Raw genomic sequence first — 2,529 nt, forward strand, 5'->3', positions numbered from 1 at the left:
CAACCATCCGATACAAAGCCTCGAAGCCGACGCCACCGTGTCCAACCCGTCACTCGTTCTCGACCTTCAAGAAAAGAAAAGCCGCCCGATATGTCGGGCGGCTTTTCTTATCGTCGTATAGGTCAATCACCGGCGCGGTCGACCCTGGTCATCTCGACTCCAGCCCGGCGAAGGTTCCTTTGAGTCTGTTCAACCAGCTCGCTTCCGAAGCTGATGTTGCTGGTCATCTCACTGATCCGCTTTGCCGTTTCGTTGGCGACCTGAGTGGACACCTCCGAAATCCGGGCATTGCTGTGCTGAATTGATTCGATCCGGTCGCGCAGGATATTGCTCTGATGGGAAAAGAGCGTGTCGATGCTACGACACTGCATGAGTTCCTGGAAATCGTTCATGTTCTTCTGCGTCGTCTCCTGAGTGGCACTGATCCATTCCCGAAGGATCGTCTGCCAGCCTTCTGCGACGATGGTGCCGCACTGCATCAGTACGTCCATGTTCTGCGTCGTGTGCTTAGTCGTCTCCTGCATGACCCGGAACGAGTAGTCCAGCATTTTGCCGACTTGAGTAGCGGATCGCCCGGCAAATTCCGCTGCCATGTCCACTGCCTCCTCGGCCGACTCAACAGTGGGACGAGACGCATTTCCGGATAGCGAGCCATGTTCACGAAAATTGGATTTCGCTGCGCTTCCTGCGTTTTCTTTATCCAAAGCCATCTTTTCGCTCCCTAGCTCTTTGGTTGTTAAGTAACTGGAGATGAGTGGGTCGACGGGGAAACAATGGACATCCCGTCCGGAAGCAGAGAATATCATGCCAAAACCTTCTTTGGCTAACTAACGTATCAGTGCTCATGTGACAAACCACCGCGATAAGTTAATAAATAAACTTTGATCAATCCGCGAAGATACCATAAAAATTAATTTCGAAATAAATATTGCTGAATAGATCGATAGAGCAATGTTGATCTTTAGCCACTTCTTGCGGGTAATGGCGCAGGATAAGCTGATAGTACCCGCTTCGGCGGCTATCCCTTTCGCACATATCGCTCAAGCGCTTGGCCCAAAGCTGCTGAGCCGCTATCGTTGGATCCAGATTTCCAGAAGGTCCATATCATGCCGCCGCGCCGCCGCAGAAGCTCCACCGATCCCGACCAACTCGACCTCCTGGACATTCCCGAAGCGACAGCCGTCATGCTGACCTACTCGGGCCGCACGCTGGATCTGGAGAACCCGGATTTCAGCCGGTTCGACATAGAGGACATAGCACGTCCTCTCGCCTACCAATGCCGCTTCGTCGGCAATACGCGTGCTTTCTACAGCGTCGCGCAGCATTGCGTACTGGCAAGCGAACTCGCTCCTCCCGGATACGAGTATGAAGCCCTGATGCACGACAGCGAGGAAGCCTTCACAGGGGATTGGCCAACGCCCTGGAAAGTCCGGATCGGACGCGACGTCATCAAGGCGGCGATCGAACCGTTGAAGGCGGCGCTGGCTGCCCGGTTCGGCTTCAGCCATCCGCAGCACGATGCCGTCAAGCTGGCCGACCAGCGCAGCCTTGCGACCGAACTCCGCGACCTCTGTGCCCCTCATCGGGTAAACTGGCACGATCTGCCGGCACCAGCCGAAGTTGCCATCGTGCCCCTTGGTCCTGACGATGCCATGGCTGCCTTCATCAAAAGATATAATCAGCTGCGTCCGCAACAGGCGGATCCGGGCTAAGGAAACAAATCCGCTATCGTTCCGTTGTTGCCCATGATCTCCGCTTTGTTGATGGGACGAGGAACAACGGAATGCATGTAGTACGGGTTGCGGATCATACCCAAGGGTTGGAAGTCCACAGTTCGGACCGGTTCAGTGAGGCATATGAGGAGGAGTTGGAGCGAGTTCTCACCGGGCTCTTCTCCGCCTGTCCCGATTGCGCAAGCGATGCGTGGGAAGAAGTGGCGGATGACTTCGATACTCAGATCGGGCGCGCAAAGGTGGTCGAATTCGCCCTGGAGCGGGGGTACGATCTAAGGCGCGCCGGAAGCGGTCAGCTGGTCGATTGCTGGCGCGACATCGGAATAATGCTGTTGGCCCGCGACCGCGGGTTGATTGCTGGCTGACGGCGGGCAGGGGAGCCTAGGGGCGACATGAGAATAGATGGAAAGCCATACCGGACGATCTGGCTGGCGAAAGATGGATGGTCGGTCGAGATCATCGACCAGACCCGCTTGCCCCATGACTTCGCCACGACCCGGCTCACCACCCTGGACGAAGCCGCCCATGCCATCGCCGCCATGCTGGTCAGGGGAGCTCCGCTAATCGGCGCCACTGCGGCTTACGGCATGGCCTTGGCTCTCCGCCAGGACCCCGAGGACATCGACGGCGCCTACGATACCTTGCTGGCGACGCGCCCGACTGCAGTCAACCTGCGCTGGGCGCTGGACCGTATGCGCCGGCACCTCGCCCCGCTGCCGCCGGGTGGCCGCGCTGCCGCCGCTTACCTGGAGGCTGCGGCGGTCTGTGATGAGGACGTCCGGATCAACGAAGCGAT

4 protein-coding genes are annotated in these 2,529 nt (G+C 57.7%); 3 read left to right on the forward strand and 1 reads right to left on the reverse strand.

The window, feature by feature from the left end:
• Positions 1 to 122: 122 nt before the first annotated feature.
• On the reverse strand, positions 123 to 710 hold the full coding sequence (locus AC5JJ6_RS08800; RefSeq protein ID WP_496041673.1) for a phasin family protein: 588 nt from the start codon (positions 708 to 710) through the stop codon (positions 123 to 125).
• Between the two features lie 396 nt (positions 711 to 1,106).
• On the opposite strand from AC5JJ6_RS08800, the gene AC5JJ6_RS08805 reads away from it, so the two are divergent.
• From AC5JJ6_RS08805 to AC5JJ6_RS08815, 3 genes are all read left to right on the forward strand, one after another.
• Entirely contained in the window at positions 1,107 to 1,712 is a 606-nt protein-coding gene (locus AC5JJ6_RS08805; RefSeq protein WP_496041674.1) for a transcriptional regulator, read from the forward strand.
• 71 nt (positions 1,713 to 1,783) lie between these two features.
• Positions 1,784 to 2,098 carry a hypothetical protein gene (locus AC5JJ6_RS08810; RefSeq protein WP_496041675.1) on the forward strand — a complete coding sequence of 105 codons (315 nt, stop codon included), beginning with the start codon at positions 1,784 to 1,786 and terminating at the stop codon, positions 2,096 to 2,098.
• 27 nt (positions 2,099 to 2,125) lie between these two features.
• Positions 2,126 to 2,529 (forward strand): translation initiation factor eIF-2B alpha/beta/delta subunit family protein (locus AC5JJ6_RS08815; RefSeq protein WP_496041676.1); only part of this gene is annotated, 404 nt, incomplete at its 3' end.

It is taken from the genome of Skermanella sp. (assembly GCF_059503625.1).

Bases quoted from the DNA above. Each gene is read 5' to 3' on its own strand.
- AC5JJ6_RS08810 (WP_496041675.1), top strand. From the start codon at position 1,784: ATGCATGTAGTACGGGTTGCGGATCATACCCAAGGGTTGGAAGTCCAC.
- AC5JJ6_RS08805 (WP_496041674.1), top strand. From the start codon at position 1,107: ATGCCGCCGCGCCGCCGCAGAAGCTCCACCGATCCCGACCAACTCGAC.
- AC5JJ6_RS08800 (WP_496041673.1), bottom strand. From the start codon at position 710: ATGGCTTTGGATAAAGAAAACGCAGGAAGCGCAGCGAAATCCAATTTT.